This is a genomic window from Coxiella endosymbiont of Ornithodoros maritimus (assembly GCF_907164965.1).
GTDB lineage: Bacteria > Pseudomonadota > Gammaproteobacteria > Coxiellales > Coxiellaceae > Coxiella.
Genome location: NZ_CAJRAM010000082.1, coordinates 1 through 18,316, shown reverse-complemented (window position 1 = coordinate 18,316; position 18,316 = coordinate 1). Strand labels below are relative to the sequence as shown.

Here is an 18,316-nt window from a genome sequence, read left to right as displayed (position 1 = left end):
CCACCTTAAGGCCTTGCCACAGTGGGCACATATTGAGCGCCTAACCCCTCTCGTGTGGATCACCTTACCCCACTCATCAATCCCACACAGTTGAAAAACCCCTTTTGCAATAAATACCAACACCAAGTATTTTAATATCTTTCATGGCCCTGCTCCTTTTTTTAAAAATAGAAACTCTATGTTGGCGCATTATAACGCCCTCTTTAAGGAGGGGCTTAGCTGTATCGCTGTGAATAAGGTATGTAAAATGGATATTTATTATCCAGTTTTTCTACTTATCACAGCGATTCAAACATAGTTGATCCAGGCTAATGATGAGGAAAGGAGCATCAGTGTTTTCTTAGTCCTTCACATGGCCCGACTTGGCTGCAAGCGTTTTTGTATTCTTCAATAATACAACAGAAAGCCTCGCGGGAAGATGGCTGGCTTTAAGTTTCTTAGTCTTACCCCTTGGGTAATGATATGCCCAAACTTGTGGTAAAATGACGCGTTTTAACGAAACTCATTTTATTATCATGCCATATCAAACTATTTACGATCAATTAAAAAAGCGTGCTATCGCGGCTCGGGCCGTACAGACTGGTCAGAAGGGGATGCCGGCGATTAAAAATGTTATCGCCGTGGCCTCTGGTAAGGGTGGTGTTGGGAAGTCGACGACTGCTGTTAATCTTGCATTAGCATTGGCTGAAGCAGGGGCCGAAGTGGGCTTGCTGGATGCGGATATCCATGGACCGAACCAACCGTTAATGCTTGGAGTACAGAAAAAGCCTGAAATGCAGGCAAAGAAATTTATGCCGATTCGCAAGTATGGCATTCAATCCATCTCGGTGGGTTATTTGATCGATCCCAAAACCCCTGTAATTTGGCGAGGCCCGATGGTCAGCCAGGCGTTGCAACAATTGCTTTACGATACGCTGTGGGAAGATCTGGATTTTCTGATTTTGGATTTGCCGCCTGGAACGGGGGATATTTCGCTAACGTTAGCGAAAAAAATCCCTATTGCGGGGGCGCTGATCGTCACTACTCCGCAGGACGTTTCTTTACTGGATGCGGGCAAGGCGCTTACGATGTTTAAAAAACTAGGAATTACTGTGCTCGGAATTGTTGAAAATATGGCAATGTACACATGTCCCAAGTGCGGTCACACCGAAGCTATTTTTGGCAGCGGCGGCGGTGAATCCATGGCAGTGGCCGATAACGTCCCTTTATTAGGTCGGTTACCGTTGCACATTGCCATCCGTAAAAACGCCGACGCCGGCACGCCTCTCGTGATGGCAGAACCCGAGAGCAAGCTTGCGTCACATTATCGCACTATCGCATTTGCTTTAGTCGAGCAATTGACATTACAGCCCATTAATTATGCCGGAAAATTTCCAACTATCGTCGTCGAAGAAGGAAAATAATGCCGATTAAATCCGATAAATGGATTCGTCGCATGGCAGAATCCCACCAACTAATTTATCCGTTCGAGCCCAAACAGGTGCGTGAAACGCCGAGCGGAAAAGTAATTTCCTATGGAACGTCCAGTTACGGCTATGATGTGCGTTGTGTGGATGAATTTAAAGTTTTTACGAATATTAACGCTTCTATCGTTGACCCTAAAAATTTTGATCCTAATGGATTTATTGATTTAAAGGCCAATGTCTGTATCATACCTCCGAACTCATTTGTCTTAGCGCGAACGGTAGAATATTTTAAAATCCCTCGGAATATCTTGACGATTTGTTTAGGCAAATCGACGTACGCGCGGTGTGGTATTATTGTAAATGTAACACCACTCGAACCCGAATGGGAAGGACATGTAACGCTCGAATTTTCAAATACCACGAACTTGCCGGCTAAAATTTATGCGAACGAAGGCGTTGCACAAATGTTGTTTTTAGAGTCCGACGAAGTTTGTGATATTTCTTATAAAGACCGCGGAGGAAAATATCAGGGGCAGAAAGGGGTCACCTTACCAGTAGCTTAGGGGGTTTAAATGAAAAAAATTATCTTTTATATTACTAATCTTAGTTTTACCGTCCTTAGGATTTTCCCGTTCAGGCAGAGTGCCTTTATGTTAGTCGAATTAAAAAATTGTTTTTATATTTCACCAGAAACATTCGTGGTAACTTATGATTATACAGTCGTTTCCGCTCCTCAATCGAATAATCCTCTCCATCGAGTGAAAGGCACCCCTAATTCTCTGGGCTTTCGGCGGAACGACGTTGGTATCCATTTCGCTTTTCAGCCGGATGGCAACCTCCTTGCCGATTTTTCGACTATTTCCCAAAAATCCGTCGCCTTCCCTATTGTCAGTGCAGGAGCCCAAACGTTGGTGCTTCCCATTATGGGCCAAGGCAAAGCTATTCCGACAGCGTATAAAACTTGCTTAAAATATTTGGTTAATAATTTTGTATTTGGTTAATAATTTTGGCATTACTGATAAGCAGGAAGGTACTGCAGGATTGTCGATACAATTCTTGGGAGCTATCTACCCAAAATTTTTGACTATTTATATTAAAATGATATCTATAATAAACAATTCTGGTACGGTAAACAAAACAATAAATTATTACTCTATTATTGCGCCCGATCTTAATTCGCTTAATAGGGCTCAGCGTTTCTCTTACCACATAGTAATTTCCAAGCCTACAGTTACGGCTATTGCGAAAACTTACTTAGCGGATAAAAACAAAAAGATCAATTTGTCACGTTCGACCAGAAGCAAGCCAAAGTTCCTGATATTCAAAAGCTATATGGAGCGCCATTTATTTATGGGGCGATGAAACCGTAGGCGCCGCTAACGTTAACTGGCAGTTATTATCACAGATAATATCAACTAATATTTCAAATTCTTCTTCTAACGCAGTTAAATACCTCGCTGATATAAGGAAAATAAAATGTCATAACGATGTGATAAAACGCTTAGGAGCACAATCGTGGGTGGCTCGTTGGGATAAGTATGAATTTGAACAACTCATGAGTTGTTTAATTGAAGATCATTCTCTTTATAAGCAATCGCAATTTTCGGGAGTGCAATTGAATCTAAAAGCCGTTTCGCTACTAAAAAAGGTGTCAGATCGCTTTCTCCGATAGAAAAAATTGACCTTAATAAAAATTTGATTCAATCTGTTTTTGCCAAGGCAATTAAATCAGTTTCAGAATGTGGCAATGGGGTTTTGTTATGGATGTTACAACAATTAAAATCGATAGACTTTCGTCGTGCGTGGTTCGGGTTTGATGATCGCTCATTAGGGATATTACATCAAAATGTTATCCAACAAGCCATAAAAGCTAGTTATCCCATTGCACCTTATGATTCTTACAATTCGATTAAGCTTTTGAGTGAACTTGAAATACCAACAGCATTATTCCAACATAATTCGGTTCTTTATTAAAATGATACGATCATTAATCAAGACGATAAGCCTCTTTAAGGTTTCTTGAACATATAGGGGAGACTTTAAATTCCAGTTTTGCGATATCAGAAGTGAAATATCGGCTTCAAGAGACATTGAATAATTATCAAGTCCCGTTTAATTGGTGGTTTTTTGATACCGATTGGGCGGGCAAATTATATAATGAGTTTTCTAACGCTCATCGCATGCGCTATATCGCGTAACAGCGCCACTTAGTCATTGTCACAGAGGATGGAGATGGCTAAGTGCTAGCGTCATCGCTTTTGGCCATAGCGATGTTGCCGCCGGAATTTGGGACGCTGACATACGCCGTCATAAAAACCCCCTATTATACGGGAAAATATTTTGCCCCCCCTTGGGAATTCCTCCCCGTTATACTAAATTAACTCCATTAAAACTGACGATTGCCACAATTTATTTTTCTCCTAAATACAGTATCCCTTTATATCAATTGGTTTATCACAATAGTGTCATTGTCAGCGATCACTGGGAATACGCCACATTTAAGTTCCCATAGGAAATTACGAATAATGTGCTGAGAACTTTTTTATATGATTATCCACCGCTACTTCATTTAGATTGCGACTATTGGAAAAAGCATAAAGACTTTATCGGCTTTCTCCTCCTTCTGGTATTCCGATGTCCCATCCACGGATCCTCCAGTGTAGCTACTTCTAAAAGCTTGACAAAATTCGTCTCCCTTATACCATGAAACATCTTTATCGGTTAAAAATTGATTCACAGCTTCTTTAATATCTAAAAATGCTTGGTAAAATGGATCTATTTTTCAAAGGAATTAAATTACATGCTGAGCCGATCAAAAATTAAATAGAGTTGTACTTCTATTTTTTCAAAATCGAAGGCCTTAAAATTTTCAAAATCAGTAGGTGGCGGAGGAAGATCCAGGTCGCCTTCTTCATCAAAATCTTCATCGAATTCTTGTTCTTCCTCCTCTTCATCAATAGATTGATTATTTGGAGTGGAAATTTTCTTTAATTCTTCATTTTGTAGAGGCACTAAAAAATGATTGAAAGGAGAGGTTGGTTCAAAAAAGTTTTATAGTTTTTTCTGTTGAGAAGTTTCAAGGGTTTTTATGTAATTAAACAGAGCGCTTTCTAGTTCTGAGGAATAAAAAGCTCTAGTTAGGTTTTCATCAATAGTTTCTTGTTCCATCAGATGATACAAAACAGGGGCAAAGCTGGAAACACTCAGCATCAAAAATTCAGCTGTTTGGTGAGCTGCTCATCTGCACTCCCTAAAAATTAGTTTTAAATTTTCTAAATTTATTAAACTCGATTTACTTTTAAACAGTAAAAGTAAATCTGAGTAATTTAAATTTAATATATCTTTAATCTGTGCAGTATTATCCAAATGAATCAAGACAAATTCCAACCAGTCGGTTTTTTTTTGCAGTTTTTCAAAGGAATCTTTAAAAAGAAGCTGGCAAATAGTTGGTTCTGCTTCGGTCATATAAGTTAGAAATGCCAATTTAATAATGAATGCGAAAACTTGTGAGCTTAATTCTTTAGTTGAAAAAAACACTTCTGTAGAAAAAAGTCTAGCATTGTCATTAACTAAAATTTTCTCTATTTTCTCAGTAATTAGGTTTTGGAAAGCCAAGTTAAATATAAAGAGTGGTATTAATTTCCATTTATTGATTATAGAAGGAACTACATTAATTTCTTTCAGTTGATTTATAATTAAATATATTTTCTTATATGAAAGTTTAATTTTAGCGCTTAATAACCTTATTAAAGCTACACTAATGTACTTTTTAACTCATCAATAAAAATTTTATCTGTTTTTTTTGATTTCGTGTTTATGTGAGCGATGATTAAGTAGAGTGGATTGATTAAATAGTTAGTTAAATCTTCCTCTTGTGTAGTGTTCTCTGCCCGTATCAGTGGAATAAGCATATTGAGGAGTTCTAAATAAATTTGTGCTTCTCTCCAATCTCGATCGAATGCTTCCCTCATTAAAGCGATAATTTTTGGTACGACCGCCAATAGGTTTGTTGTGATTTTCTCAGAACCCCCGGGAATGAGACTTATTAACTGTTTCGTTAAGTCTAATTTCTGAAGCGATTCAAAGATAACTCGCCTGTTATTATCAGGGCGGAAAACTAACTCCAAGACATTCTTTACTGATAAAAAAAATTTTACTAACTAATTTTTCTATAAAATTTAAAAAGATAATGAATTTTTTTTAAAGTTTTTTCATGTATATTGATCTCAAGAATTTTTTTAAACAAATACTTTATTTTATTAAGATAGATATTTAAAGATTTTTTATGGGTTTTCCAACGAATAGCAAGCTCTTGAATAGTCGCACATATACTGGTTAGCTTAATTTTTGGCATGTTATAATTCGCGCTAATAGTGAACAAAACCTATTGCGGAGGAAAATTTAATAACTCGTTGTCAAATCTATTTTGTTTTTCACACAAAAATTTTACTTTTTTCTTATAGTTTTAAACTCAAATGACATTTTCTTTTCTACGGGAAATAGTTTGTTTAATTTTAATTCTGTGGGCTAAAGGATCATTGACTGATTTTCCTTCTTGATAACAAGTTGTAGCGACGCTAAAGAAGCGTAAATACAAATGATCAAGGTGATATTTTGTGTCTTTGTTTTTTGCTTGTGTATGAAATTTTTCAATTTACCTATAATATTTAAGACTATTTCGGTTAATTTAGAAATTTATTTATTTTTAGTATTTTTAAATTAAACTGAGGAGCATTTTCTGTGTCCAATTTTCTTCAAATCTATAAAGTTCTGCTTCCTTTCGGTGGATAGGGAGTTTTTTGTCCGTAAGAATTTTTACCAAGCCAAAAAAATCAGAAAGAAAATCAACAAGATTTAATTCGATTATATTTTTGTAAAGATTTCTGTCCTTAATTGACATATCATTGAATTTTAATATTTCTTTATAGATAGTTTTTAAATTATTTAGAAGGTAGGAATTTCGTTGAGAAAATTTAAAATGTTCAATACGTTCTTTCAACGGTGCTAAAATAGTTTCAATAAAATTTCTTTGAGTCTTAGAAATATCTATGTCAAGACGAAATAAACCCCATTAAGATTATAATAATGAGTGTTTGTTAAGTCTGCTTTTTAAATAAATCCATATAAGGCTATTGTCTTTTTTTTAGATCTTCCAATATTTTTAACTTTTCTAATAAGTTCAGTTTTTTCGATTAAGGAGTATCCATTTCTTTAACTAAAAGTTCAATAAAATCAAACTCTTTTGGGTAGACTTTGTCCCATTACTTTCTTCTTTTGAATATTTACATAGATCTGCATAAGTTGTTAAGCAATATAAAACTTTTTTAATTCATATCTCTTATCACTTATTGCTGGAAGCGAAGGTGGCTTTGTTAATTTTTCTGAGGTGATTAAAATTATTAGCTCCTCTATTAAAAAACTACTTCTTTTTTAAAATTGCACTTGATAAAATCATAGTGTCAATAAATTTATTTAAAAAATAAAATAATATTTTCTTAAAGATTTAAATTTATAGTGTAAAAATATTTTTTAAGTTGATTGGTTCAAAGGAAACAAATTTTATTTTTTGCATTTAATTTTTTTCAAAAATAAATTGATAAATTTTTTAAATTGCTATTTTTTTAATACTAAAGATCCCTTGAGAACAAAACATTAAGGAATATTTGGACACGACTGGCTTTTGTGCCCAATCAATTCACAGTACATCAGGTCAATTGGAGGTTGTCTAAACAGCAATTCATTTTTTTTGTTGAAATACTGTTCTCACCCGCCCTTCCTTTTGTTAAAATAATATCCCGTTTTTAATGTAAAAAACGGGCGGCCTTATGACACGATATATTTTCATCACCGGTGGGGTGGTTTCTTCCTTGGGGAAGGGCATCACATCTGCCTCATTAGGGGCCATCCTTGAAGCGCAAGGCCTCACGGTCACGCTCCTTAAGCTTGATCCGTACATCAACGTTGATCCTGGAACCATGAGTCCTTTTCAGCACGGCGAAGTGTTTGTCACCGAGGACGGGACAGAAACCGATCTGGATTTGGGTCATTACGAGCGCTTTGTGAATGCAACCATGACTCGAAAAAACAATTTCACTACGGGCCGTGTGTATGCTGATGTAATCTGTAAGGAAAGGCGTGGGAATTATTTGGGGGGGACTATCCAGGTCATTCCTCATATTACCGATGAGATCAAGCTGAAGATCCGGGAAGGGGCGGACGGCGCTGATGTCACCCTCGTTGAAATTGGTGGCACGGTCGGAGACATCGAATCTTTACCTTTTCTAGAAGCAATTCGCCAGATGCGTATTGAGCTTGGTGATCAGCAGACCTTGTTTATTCACCTAACCCTCGTTCCTTACGTAGCTGTCGCGGGGGAAATTAAAACAAAACCGACGCAGCACTCCGTAAAAGAATTGCGTTCCATCGGTATTCAACCCGATATTTTGGTTTGTCGCTCAGAAAAGCCCTTACCCCAGGCTGAACGGGCGAAAATTGGTTTATTTACCAACGTTCCTGAGCCGAGTGTGATTTCCTTATCGGATGTGAAATCCATTTACGAAATCCCGTTAATTTTACGTGACCAAGGTTTGGGGAATCGCGTCTGCGAAAAATTAAATATTGAAACAACAGCGGCTGATCTGGATGATTGGAAAAAGGTGGTCCAAGCTCAGAAAAATCCTCGCCATACGGTGACCGTTGCAGTGGTTGGGAAATACGTGGATCTTGAAGATTCTTATAAATCATTAAGCGAAGCCTTAATTCACGCCGGGATACACACAGAGACGCGGGTGGTGATTGAATACATGGATTCAGAAGCGATTGAATTGCATGGTACGGAACTATTAGAGGAAGTCGATGCGATTTTAGTACCGGGAGGATTTGGTTCTCGAGGCATCGAAGGAAAAATTTTAGCAGCGCAATATGCCCGCGAAAATGGCATCCCTTATCTCGGTATTTGTTTGGGAATGCAGATTGCCATAATTGAATTTGCTCGGCATAAAGCCCAAATGAGGCACGCCAATAGCACGGAGTTCGATCCGAAAACCCCCTTTTCTGTGGTTGCGCTAGTCAGCGAATGGATGGGAAAAGGAGGGATCATTGAAAAACGAAAAGGGGGAGACAACTTAGGAGGGACAATGCGGTTAGGGGGGCAGCCTTGTCGGCTAAAGCTGGACTCGCTGGCAAGCCGACTTTATGGCGAAGATAAAGTGATTGAACGCCATCGCCACCGTTACGAGGTTAACAACAACTTGATTGGAGAGCTGGAAAAAAAGGGGCTTGTGATTTCAGGTCGCTCCATTGATGACCGCTTGGTGGAAATGATCGAGCTTGCTGATCATCCCTGGTTTGTCGGTTGTCAATTCCATCCCGAATTTACATCCACGCCGCGAAAAGGCCATCCTCTTTTTATTGGCTTCATTAAAGCCGGTTTGGCAGCAAAAGGGGCCAAAAAAGCTGTTTTGGCAGTCCATTCGCAGGAAAAATCGGACTAAAAGTTCTATAATTAATGTAGATATAGTTTAAAAGTTGTGAGTGGAGGGTGCCAATGAGGGTTATAAGAGTATTTTCCGCAATCTTATTAGCGGTTTTTGCCGTTTTCCAATCCTCTTTTACCAGCCTTGAATCTTCAACAGTTAAAGCTTACCAAACCATGAACGGGGGAGGATCAGCTAAGATCTACAAAGTTGCTACCCCGAACAGTCTCATTTACATTGCTCGACAACCCCAGCCAGCGGGCCTTCGACAGTTAAAGCAATTAAAAATTAAGGCCTCGGTTAATTTAGTAGAACAAAATGAAATCTCACACCCCAAAGTGATAGGAAGGTATTAAGCTTCTAATTAAATGAGAGCAAGGAGTTATGCTCTTCTGCGTCCGCCACCGCAGACCTCGGCTCACAATCAGTAGATAACCCAACTTTTAATTGAGCAGAAACCGCTCGAGAAGGGACAGTTAATTCTTTGATAAATCATTGAGAAGAAGCAATTAGTTCTTGCAGGTATTTTAGAGATAAACTCTTCTATAGAATAGAAGTAATGCCTTATTTTCGTCATACTACTTTAAACGCGATCCTATTTCCTTTCTTAAACTCTCTAGTGGATCACCATTATCAGAGTGGAAGAAGCAACGACAAAGAAACAAAGGTAAAACACACAAGAAGATAATTAAAAATACATTTAAAAGAACTGCTCTTGTTGGGCCAACACTCTGTATGAGTTCTTCAGTTAATGAATGACCGGCAATAACATAAATTGCGGGAACAGCTACGCTCCAGATCATGCTATTCATTGAAAAATCGTTCCAAGAATCTATCAAACTTCTCAACTCTCGATTGTAAAGCTCCGTCTGTAGGCGCCAGATTTTATCCAGAAATTCCTTTTCATTAAACTCGCTTTTGAACTCATTTCTGTTTTAACTAGTTCTTCTAGTAACAAATAACTAAATCGTTTTTTATGAGTCTTAACTAATTTTTCCCTACCCTTCCCTTGGTTTCTCGAAGGACTTAGGAATTCATAAATTGGAGGTTTAGACTTTTTTTAAAGTTTGTTGTAAGCTATCAATGAATTTTCGTACGACATTACTTATTTCTGAATTTGGTTTATTACTTCATTGTTCTTCAGCAGCATTCCGCGTTAACAACATTAAATGGATGAGCGGTTTGTTGAGTAAATAGTATTCCAGACAAGCTCAGAAAGGGCTTCTTTACAAGAAGTTCGTTTGGTAATTTTCCTAAGATATCAGCTAAATCTTTAGAGTAAAGAAGTTTTTCTTGAACTTCTCTTCCTTGATTATATATTTCTTTAACTTCTTTGGCTGAATAAAAAGACCCCGCTGTCTTAGCGCTAAAAAGTAACTCTGTTTTTTCTAAACTTTCATCAGGAACGTTGAAAATGTCAGAAGCTAAATAAACAATCCCTTTTTTATCTACTATTATCTACTAATAAATCTTTCCGAAAGAGATTCTCTGGCAGCCGATTTAGAGTAACTTTTAACTCTTCATAGATGATGAAATATAAGGGCTTGATAGTCATGTTTTACCTCTTAAAATTACTAAGAGAGAAATCAAATATGGCGATTTTAATAAGAATAAATTTATAAAGCATCCCCTAAACTTCAATTTTAGGAGCGCACTATGTACTTTAAGAATACCTTATGACAAGAAATTACTACAAGAATTTTATTTCAATGAATAAAAAATAAAAATAAGTCTTACAAATTAATTAAAATAAGTGTTTAAATTATTTGATTTAAATCCGACAAATTTGAATAAAAAGAAGTAGTTACAAAGATTTTTTGAGAATATACATTCGTATGGCCGTGCGGTAAAGTCCTTTGCTATAGTATTCATCAACGAGTTTTCCATCTTCAGTAAATCCACTTTTGCGATAAATATGAAGTGTGGTACGCTTGTCCTCATCTACTAAAAGATAGATTTTATGAAGGTTCAGGATGCTGAAAGCGTATTCCACAGTAAGATCAGTCGCTTCTGTTTTGTAGCCTTTGCCTTCTTCGCCCGGGGAAATGATAATAGTAAATTCACAGCGGCGATGGATAAAATCAATTTCCGTCAGTTCCACCAGACCGACTTTGTTATTCTTAAGTGATAAATCGTCTTTCCGACTGATCATGGATATGTTTTATATGAAGATCTTCGAGCTCCCTTATAGGATTATAGGGTTATTCAAACCAGTAAGACATTATGGAAAGGTTATTATTTAATTCATCGACGAATTTTAAATCTTCTCTTTCCAATGTGGATAATCAAATTTTTCTGCCCTTGAGTGATATTCTCAACTTGATTTTTAGCAGTTATGTACTAGAGCTATTATAATCTATTTTTCTCATTTCCTAACCTTACCAAGGAAGGCAGTTTATGGACGCCATTGACTTTCTCAGCAAAGAAGATGAAAACAGTTAGAGACGCATTTTCAGAAATTAAAGATGAAAGTCATCGGGAGGAAACTTAACGAAAATTATCCGATACGCTTTCTGCAATGCTTATTCGATATGAAACCATGGGGCAAAAATTATGGCATCTATCCCTTAAAAAGTTTAATAATTTAGATAAAATCATAAAACACCTCATTTCTGAAGAAAAAGATGCCTAGAGAATGATCAAAAAATTAAAACAGTGAACGAACACCAGGAGTGGAAAAGAAACTTGTTAAATGCAATGATAACGTTGAACGCCATGCTTCAGAAGAAGAGGTACGGCTTTTCCCAAAGATCGCAGAAATGTTGAGTGAAAAAGAATTAAAAGAGATTGGGAAAGAAATGCAGGAGCTCGCGAAGTCGATTAGTCATTGAACGACAAACTCAAAATTAGGATTATTGAGTGACTTGATAATGGGTGTATCTCTATAATAAATAATAACATGCAACTATGCCCCAAAATTTACTCATCATTAACCTTAACGATCTTTTGACGCTTAAAGGAGACCGAGAGCTCTTTATATTCATGTTGGGTTCGAAATCCTCGCTTTAATTTGATTTGGCGTAGTTCTTGCCATTATTCTACCTCATTGAATGGTAAGCAGGTGTTAGACAATTATTCTTTAAAGCGGAGGAGTGATTTTTTACAGAGATAGGGGCTATAAATATGACCTTGAATGCTCCAAATTCGATACGAAGAAGTATAATCAAGTTTTAGTCTTATCCAGCAATCGTCAATTGCGCGCTGATTTTAGGAAGCAAGGGTATGATACTGCGGCGCTCTATTCAGAAGGCGAACCCCAGGTGTACAGCTTTCTCAGTTGTACTAATTATCATTTTTTAAAAAAACACTTTTATTTTGATATTGATAATTCACTGCTGGACCGAGCGATGAGTTTGGCAAAGGGAAAAACAATTTTACATGAAGCAGTAGTTCGCGAATTGACCATTCTTAAAGAGGTATATCCCGATGCTGAATTTATCATCCTAACTTTTCAGGTAAAGAAAGACGAAGGTAATGAGAATAGCCTTAATTAATAGAGTTTTGTTTAAACACATCGGCTTCCGTTTTTCTCGAGGGTTGAATGGGGTAAGTTGGACTCTGTCTTTGAAATTAAAAGATTAGGGCCTGAGTAGCACGGAATAAAGTCTATCGTTATTCCTCGTCGTCTTGGGCGAGGACTTGAATTTCCTCTAATGAAAGCCCGATCCTTTTTGTGACAAGAGGGCATTCTCTGCTGTTCAAAGTTAGGGATGTTTAATTGTGGCTGTTTACAACTCCCAGTAACTTCAATAAAGTGTGCTCATGCAAATTGCGGATTTTGAAATAGGGTTAAACAACCCCTTGTTTTTAATCGCTGGGCCTTGCGTCATCGAAAGTGAAACGCTGGTGATGGATGTGGCTGGCAAACTAAAGTCCATTACTCGGCAGCTAGATATTCCTTTTATTTTTAAGGCTTCTTTTGACAAAGCGAATCGTTCTTCTCATTTAAGTTATCGCGGTCCGGGAATCGAGAAAGGGTTAGCTATTCTCGAAAAAGTTAAAAAAACACTCGAGTTGCCGATAGTAACCGACGTTCATGAAGATACCCCTTTGCAAGAAGTGGCAGCGGTTGTTGACGTATTACAAACCCCTGCTTTTTTATGCCGCCAAAGTAATTTTATCCGCAGCGTAGCCGCTTGCGGAAAACCTGTTAATATTAAAAAAGGACAATTTTTGGCGCCATGGGAAATGAAACAAGTGGTCGCCAAAGCGTGGGCCACGGGAAATAAAAAAATTATGGTTTGTGAGCGCGGTTATTCTTTTGGATATAACAATTTAATTTCAGATATGCGTGCATTGGCGATTTTACGCGAAACCACTTGTCCCGTAATATTCGACGCCACTCATTCCGTTCAGTTGCCGGGCGGGCACGGCACAAGTTCGGGGGGGCAGCGGGAATTTGTGCCCGTGTTAGCGCGCGCTGCAACAGCCGCTGGTATTGACGGTATTTTTATGGAAACTCATCCAGACCCTGATCGGGCTTTAAGCGATAGCCCAAACTCCTGGCCTCTAGCCAAAATGCAGCCCCTCCTAGAAACTTTGAAAGAACTTGATAAGGCAGTCAAAAGTGCAGGATTTTTAGAGCGAAGCTTTGAATGAAGTTTTTCGCATTTCCGTGGAAAAAACACGGTCCGCGCAAAAGCCTCACCCAATTCGCGGGCAAGCAGCTCCCTTTATATCACCTCATTCTTAACAACACCCGCAAAATTAGCTATTCCACTCGATCAAAAGAGAGATTTGGTGCTATAGTAATCGCTATGACAGCGACCATCACTGATATTAATGCTAATGAAATTTTAGATTCGCGCGGTAATCCTACTCTGGAAGTGCGCGTCACCTTGTCTTCACAAGCCTACGGCTGTGCGGCCGTGCCGTCAGGAGCATCCACCGGGGAGCGGGAGGCCGTTGAATTACGCGATAATGATCTTGAACGTTACGGCGGCAAAGGTGTTTTACAAGCCGTCGAAAACGTCAATGGCCCTATTCGCGACGTCTTGCTCGGGCAAGATCCGCGCTCGCAAGAAGAAATTGATCACATTATGATTGAATTGGACGGCACAGAAAATAAAGCGAATTTAGGTGCTAACGCGATCTTAGGTGTTTCATTAGCTGTGGCTTATGCGGCTGCCAATAATGCGGATTTGCCGTTGTATCGTTATTTAGGAGGCGACGGCGGTCCTTTTAGTATGCCTGTACCCCTGATGAATATTATCAACGGCGGCGCGCATGCTACTAATAATTTGGATTTTCAAGAATTTATGATTGTCTCGGTTGGTGCGCCGACCTTTGCTGAGGGATTGCGTTACGGAGCCGAAGTTTTCCACGCTTTAAAAAAACGTTTGGTTTTTCGAGGGTTAATGTCAGCGGTTGGTTATGAAGGGGGTTTTGCTCCCGATTTGCCGAATAACGAAGCAGCATTTGAATTAATTTTAGAAGCCATTGAAGATGCAAACTATGTTCCTGGAAAAGATATTTACCTGGCCTTAGATGCAGCTAGTTCTGAACTTTACCAAAATGGCCGTTATATTTTTGAAAACAATCAATTGACGAGTGAAGAAATGATCGATCAATTGACTGAATGGACAAAGAAATACCCGATTATTTCGATTGAAGACGGCTTATCAGAAAATGATTGGGCGGGCTGGAAATTATTGACGGAACGTTTAGAAAATAAAGTGCAATTGGTAGGCGACGATATTTTCGTCACGAATCCAAACATTTTAGAAAAAGGCATTAAAAAAAATATCGCCAACGCCATTTTGGTTAAACTTAATCAAATTGGAACGCTCACTGAGACATTAGCTACAGTGGGGTTAGCGAAAAGTAATAAATACGGTGTTATTATTTCGCACCGTTCTGGAGAAACGGAAGATACGACCATTGCTGATTTGGCTGTGGCGACCGATGCGAGACAAATAAAAACGGGGTCTTTGTGCCGCTCCGATCGTGTGGCAAAATATAATCGATTATTGCAAATCGAACGGGAGCTTAATGATCGAGCCCCATATCCTGGCAAGGAAGCATTTCTTTTTAACAGGAAGTAAAACGATATGCGGCCAATTATTGCGATTCTCATCGCGTTATTCGTTTTATTACAATATCAGTTGTGGTTCGCCTCCGGTGGAATTGTATCAGTCTGTTATTTGAATGAAAATATCAACCACCAAATAATGGAAAATCAAAAATTAAAAGACCGCAATACGGCATTATTGGCAGATATCGACGATCTAAAGCATGGTGCCGAGGCTATTGAAGAACATGCTCGAAATGATTTAGGAATGATAAAAAAGAGCGAAGTATTTTATCAAATCGTCAAATAAAAAACGTGGGCTGCTCGTTGGAGGACGGCTGACGAGCGTCTCTATTGGTATTGTGTTAAGCTTTCTTCCATGAAAAAAACGACTACTCCAAAATTACGATTATTGCTTTCTAATGATGACGGCGTGTATGCCAAAGGATTAGCTATTTTGGCGAAAACACTGACGGATTTAGGGGAAGTTGATGTGGTAGCCCCTGATCGCAATCGCAGTGGCGCTAGTAACTCATTAACCTTGAACGCGCCGTTACATATTAAAAATTTAGAAAACGGCATGATCAGTGTGGAGGGCACCCCGACGGACTGTGTTCATTTAGCGATCACCGGTGTATTGCCGGAAATGCCTGATATGGTCGTTGCAGGAATTAATGCCGGTCCTAACTTAGGTGATGATGTTTGGTATTCCGGCACGGTCGCCGCTGCGATGGAGGGGCGGTTTTTGGGATTGCCAGCGCTAGCGGTTTCATTGGGCGGCGAATTGTTCCGTTACTACGAAACAGCAGCCAAGGTCGTTTATCAATTAATCCAGCGGATTGAAAAAGACCCTTTGCCAGCGAGCACGATATTAAATATTAATGTGCCGGATCTTCCTTATGAAGCATTAAAAGGCTTTGAGGTCACTCGGCTCGGCACCCGTCATCGGGCTGAGTCCACGATTCGGCAGATTGATCCTCGGGGTCACCCGATTTATTGGGTGGGTGCGGCGGGTCCCGAGCAAGATTCTGGTCCAGGCACCGATTTTTTCGCCATGAATCGCCATTGTGTATCCATCACGCCGCTTCGCGCGGACCTCACCCATTACGAGGCTTTTGACCAACTGGCGAGTTGGGTAAAACGGCTAGAAATGTGAGATGAAACGCTGTTTGATTGTAATCATTATCGCTTTTCTGTTGTGCGGTTGTGTAGAAAGTAAAAACTTTGCGCCTGTCGTCAATGGCTGGCTTCAACCGAAGGCGCGATTAGGTTCTTATCGGGTCAAGCAAAGGGATACCATTTACTCGATTGCTTGGGCGTTCGGCCTGGATTATCGAGCCTTAGCGGCCGCCAATCGTTTAAGCCCTCCCTATCGAATTGAAGCAGGTCAAACTTTACAAATGACGATAATCCCTCGAGGCGCGGACGTTTCTGCGGGTTTTGCGGCGGTTCCTAGATGGCAGTCTCCCCCGCCGCTGCAGGCCGTCGTCCATTGGCGATGGCCTGCCAAAGGGCGCCTCATTGGGCATTATTCTGTCGGCATGGTGGAGAATCAAGGAATCAATATTGCAGGCCATTATGGTGAGGTGGTCCGCGCCACTTCCGATGGAGTTGTTGTTTACAGTGGTGCTGGTATACGAGGTTATGGTAATCTTATAATTGTAAAGCATACGAATACTTATTTAAGTGCTTATGCGTTCAACAAACGGATCCTCGTCAAGGAAGGTAGTAGGGTTCGTGCTGGACAGAAGATTGCCGAGATGGGGCGTACTAACTCAGGACAAGTAATGCTTCATTTTGAAATCCGCCGAAATGCCCAGCCAGTGAATCCGCTTCGGTACTTGTTGTGAAATCATATCCGAATTTCATTGAACGTGTCGGTGATAGACACGGTCGAGTATTGCTAGTCGGGTTAAGGACGACAGAACTATGAAAACCAAAACCACTAAAAAAATAAAAAAACCCTCTAAGCGCAAGATTGAAAAGACTGCTAAAAAATCTCGCCACAAAAACCAATTAAGGCGAGCGGCCACAGCCCAATCTTTGCGAAAACCAAAAAGGAAAGCACGGAAAAAGAAGACACAGAACTAACCAACACTAAAGCGAAAATGGAAAAAAGACGCGAAACGCGTAGCTCACATCTCGCCAAAATCTATTTACGGGAGCTGAGGTTTCAACCACTAATTAATGCTAAGGAGGAATTGAAAATAGCGCGGCGTGTGTATAAAGGTGATCCTAAGGCATGGAAACAAATGATTGAAGCGAATTTACGTTTAGTTGTAAAAATCGCGCGCCATTATGTTAATCGTGGGCTACCTTTTCTCAATTTAATTGAAGAAGGAAATTTAGGACTCATGACCGCCGTTGTAAAATTTGATCCTGAACGAGGATTTCGTTTTTCAACCTATGCGACGTGGTGGATACGTCAAACTGTTGAACGCGCGATCATGAATCAAAGCCGAACAGTACGATTGCCGATCCACATGATTAAAGAACTAAACGTTTATTTACGCACCGCAAAAAAACTCACCCAAGAAGTTGATCATGAAGCCACCCCAGAAGACGTCGCACATTTAATTGATAAGCCCGTTCACGAAATCCGGCGTATTATGGACTTAGCGCCCAGCGCAACGTCCATTGATGTGCCGATTTCGGAAAATGCTCAAAAGTCGCTAGTGGATACCTTAGCGGATGATAATAACATCGATCCGGCCAGGTTAATTCAAAATGTCGACTTACAGAATCATATCGAACGTTGGTTAGCTCAATTGGATGAACGCCATCGTGAGATCGTTATTCTGCGTTTTGGCTTGCACGAAAATAAAAAAGGGACGCTAGAAGCAGTGGGTAAAGCGGTGGGTTTGACACGCAAACGGGTTCGTCAAATTCAAATAGATGCCCTGCAGCAATTGCGCCGCATTTTGGAAATGGAAGGCGTCACTGGAGAAGAAGTGGAAGATTGAAAATAACAAAAAACTGCTCCCTCTTTTACTCACGGGCCCAGCAGCAAAGTAGCCTGTATGAAGCGCAGTGAAATACGGGGATGATAGACGAGATCATTATTTTCCCGTATTCTGCTTTGGTCTATACGTATATGGCCCCAGGGTTGTTGTCAACAATCAGTTTTGACGAAAAGAACGTATATGCGGCTTCACCGAGCCACCGCATGAATTAGCCTCATCAACCTCAGGTTTTACCTTAACGTCCTTAACATCACATTGCCGCGTTTACTAATCCGCGACAAGACCTCCTTATTCTCACTCGCGTGTTGTGGAGGAACTAACCCAATAAACACCAACAACTTGCCAGAAACAGATGAAATTGATGAATGTCCCTCCCCGTTCGCATAAACCGGCAGCGCCGTTAAATCCCCCCCGGCTGCGCTGTACCCGTTGACAATCCTCATTGGTTTTTACCACGGCTTT

At 39.6% G+C, this 18,316-nt stretch carries 15 protein-coding genes and 8 pseudogenes; 16 read left to right on the top strand and 7 right to left on the bottom strand.

Translation table 11 applies throughout. The features are described from left to right. Positions 1–14: 14 nt before the first annotated feature. Positions 15–145, bottom strand: a pseudogene (locus OWO34_RS07605) (IS110 family transposase); the annotation flags it as partial. Between the two features lie 337 nt (positions 146–482). Between OWO34_RS07605 and apbC the strand changes: the two are divergent. From apbC to OWO34_RS09915, 5 genes and pseudogenes are all read left to right on the top strand, one after another. Beyond that, complete coding sequence (gene apbC / locus OWO34_RS07600; RefSeq protein WP_267257092.1) at positions 483–1,403, top strand: iron-sulfur cluster carrier protein ApbC; 921 nt, start codon at positions 483–485, stop codon at positions 1,401–1,403. Next, positions 1,403–1,969: a dCTP deaminase gene (gene dcd / locus OWO34_RS07595; protein WP_267257091.1), complete on the top strand. Its 567-nt coding sequence runs from the start codon at positions 1,403–1,405 to the stop codon at positions 1,967–1,969. The genes apbC and dcd overlap by 1 nt, the downstream gene beginning before the upstream one ends. Positions 1,970–2,056: 87 nt before the next feature. Continuing rightward, positions 2,057–2,407 carry a hypothetical protein gene (locus OWO34_RS07590; protein ID WP_267257090.1) on the top strand — a complete coding sequence of 117 codons (351 nt, stop codon included), beginning with the start codon at positions 2,057–2,059 and terminating at the stop codon, positions 2,405–2,407. 694 nt (positions 2,408–3,101) lie between these two features. Next, the gene (locus OWO34_RS07585; protein WP_267257089.1) at positions 3,102–3,380 is read left to right on the top strand and encodes a glycoside hydrolase; all 279 of its coding nucleotides are present in this window, start codon (positions 3,102–3,104) and stop codon (positions 3,378–3,380) included. 274 nt (positions 3,381–3,654) lie between these two features. Beyond that, positions 3,655–3,918: pseudogene (locus OWO34_RS09915) on the top strand (glycoside hydrolase); the annotation flags it as partial. Between the two features lie 284 nt (positions 3,919–4,202). Here OWO34_RS09915 and OWO34_RS07580 read toward each other — a convergent pair. The 4 genes from OWO34_RS07580 to OWO34_RS07565 all read right to left on the bottom strand — a co-directional run bounded on the left by OWO34_RS07580 (position 4,203) and on the right by OWO34_RS07565 (position 6,405). After that, entirely contained in the window at positions 4,203–4,418 is a 216-nt protein-coding gene (locus OWO34_RS07580; RefSeq protein ID WP_267257088.1) for a hypothetical protein, read from the bottom strand. A gap of 225 nt (positions 4,419–4,643) precedes the next feature. Next, positions 4,644–5,021 (bottom strand): hypothetical protein, encoded by a 378-nt coding sequence (locus OWO34_RS07575; protein WP_267257087.1) that lies wholly within the window; start codon positions 5,019–5,021, stop codon positions 4,644–4,646. A gap of 137 nt (positions 5,022–5,158) precedes the next feature. Then, positions 5,159–5,533 carry a hypothetical protein gene (locus tag OWO34_RS07570; protein WP_267257086.1) on the bottom strand — a complete coding sequence of 125 codons (375 nt, stop codon included), beginning with the start codon at positions 5,531–5,533 and terminating at the stop codon, positions 5,159–5,161. A 587-nt stretch (positions 5,534–6,120) separates the two neighbouring features. Beyond that, positions 6,121–6,405, bottom strand: coding sequence for a hypothetical protein (locus OWO34_RS07565; protein ID WP_267257085.1), 285 nt, complete (start codon positions 6,403–6,405; stop codon positions 6,121–6,123). A gap of 826 nt (positions 6,406–7,231) precedes the next feature. Here OWO34_RS07565 and OWO34_RS07560 point away from each other — a divergent pair. Together OWO34_RS07560 and OWO34_RS07555 are read left to right on the top strand one after the other, a co-directional pair. Beyond that, positions 7,232–8,899, top strand: coding sequence for a CTP synthase (locus OWO34_RS07560; protein WP_267257084.1), 1,668 nt, complete (start codon positions 7,232–7,234; stop codon positions 8,897–8,899). A 53-nt stretch (positions 8,900–8,952) separates the two neighbouring features. Continuing rightward, the gene (locus OWO34_RS07555) at positions 8,953–9,237 is read left to right on the top strand and encodes a hypothetical protein (RefSeq protein WP_267257083.1); all 285 of its coding nucleotides are present in this window, start codon (positions 8,953–8,955) and stop codon (positions 9,235–9,237) included. A 1,448-nt stretch (positions 9,238–10,685) separates the two neighbouring features. On the opposite strand, the pseudogene OWO34_RS07550 reads toward OWO34_RS07555, so the two are convergent. Beyond that, positions 10,686–11,157 (bottom strand): annotated as a pseudogene (locus tag OWO34_RS07550) (GNAT family N-acetyltransferase). A gap of 121 nt (positions 11,158–11,278) precedes the next feature. Between OWO34_RS07550 and OWO34_RS07545 the strand changes: the two are divergent. The 9 genes and pseudogenes from OWO34_RS07545 (at position 11,279) to rpoS (ending at position 17,854) form a co-directional block, all read left to right on the top strand. Next, positions 11,279–11,712 (top strand): annotated as a pseudogene (locus OWO34_RS07545) (hemerythrin domain-containing protein). A 76-nt stretch (positions 11,713–11,788) separates the two neighbouring features. Continuing rightward, positions 11,789–11,860 (top strand): annotated as a pseudogene (locus tag OWO34_RS09910) (hypothetical protein); the annotation flags it as partial. Positions 11,861–11,876: 16 nt separating this feature from the next. Continuing rightward, positions 11,877–12,415 (top strand): annotated as a pseudogene (locus OWO34_RS07540) (CBU_1676 family Dot/Icm T4SS effector); the annotation flags it as partial. A gap of 222 nt (positions 12,416–12,637) precedes the next feature. Next, the gene (kdsA, locus tag OWO34_RS07535; RefSeq protein ID WP_267257082.1) at positions 12,638–13,480 is read left to right on the top strand and encodes a 3-deoxy-8-phosphooctulonate synthase; all 843 of its coding nucleotides are present in this window, start codon (positions 12,638–12,640) and stop codon (positions 13,478–13,480) included. 158 nt (positions 13,481–13,638) lie between these two features. Then, the gene (gene eno, locus OWO34_RS07530) at positions 13,639–14,925 is read left to right on the top strand and encodes a phosphopyruvate hydratase (RefSeq protein ID WP_267257081.1); all 1,287 of its coding nucleotides are present in this window, start codon (positions 13,639–13,641) and stop codon (positions 14,923–14,925) included. A 6-nt stretch (positions 14,926–14,931) separates the two neighbouring features. Next, positions 14,932–15,201 carry a cell division protein FtsB gene (gene ftsB / locus OWO34_RS07525; RefSeq protein ID WP_267257080.1) on the top strand — a complete coding sequence of 90 codons (270 nt, stop codon included), beginning with the start codon at positions 14,932–14,934 and terminating at the stop codon, positions 15,199–15,201. A 69-nt stretch (positions 15,202–15,270) separates the two neighbouring features. Then, positions 15,271–16,047, top strand: a complete 777-nt coding sequence (gene surE, locus OWO34_RS07520; protein WP_267257079.1) for a 5'/3'-nucleotidase SurE — start codon at positions 15,271–15,273, stop codon at positions 16,045–16,047. Position 16,048: 1 nt separating this feature from the next. Next, positions 16,049–16,741: a peptidoglycan DD-metalloendopeptidase family protein gene (locus OWO34_RS07515; RefSeq protein ID WP_267257078.1), complete on the top strand. Its 693-nt coding sequence runs from the start codon at positions 16,049–16,051 to the stop codon at positions 16,739–16,741. A 79-nt stretch (positions 16,742–16,820) separates the two neighbouring features. Then, positions 16,821–17,854 (top strand): annotated as a pseudogene (gene rpoS / locus OWO34_RS07510) (RNA polymerase sigma factor RpoS). A gap of 236 nt (positions 17,855–18,090) precedes the next feature. Here rpoS and OWO34_RS07505 read toward each other — a convergent pair. Beyond that, positions 18,091–18,316: pseudogene (locus OWO34_RS07505) on the bottom strand (transposase); the annotation flags it as partial.